Annotated in this window: 1 pseudogene; it reads left to right on the forward strand. The window is 70.4% G+C overall.

From position 1 onward, the window contains the following. Positions 1–335 (forward strand): annotated as a pseudogene (locus EXE44_RS18740) (sucrose-6-phosphate hydrolase); the annotation flags it as partial.

The following is a 335-nucleotide window of genomic DNA, read 5'->3' on the forward strand; positions in this document are numbered from 1 at the left end:
GGCGCAGTCGTTCGAGACGGTGCGTGTCTCCCCCGCCGAGGTCGGCGCGGCGACGGACGGATGCGACGTGCTGTGGTGGCACCGCGACGCGCCGCTCGGGGACGACGTCCTCTCACCGGGTTCCGTGGAGGCCTTCGAAGCCTTTCTCGAAGACGGCGGCGGGCTACTGCTCACGCTTCGGGCGATGGGCGCCGTCGATGACCTCGGGATCGATCCCGTCGCGCCGGACGTGGTCGGGACCCAGAGCGTCGCCGAGCCGACCGGCGTGCTCTGGCGGACGCTCTACGACGACCATCCCGCGATAGCGGCGTTCGATTCGATCCGGATCCCGATCT

The sequence above is a fragment of the Halorubrum sp. SS7 genome (assembly GCF_005435055.1).
Lineage (GTDB): Archaea > Halobacteriota > Halobacteria > Halobacteriales > Haloferacaceae > Halorubrum > Halorubrum salinarum.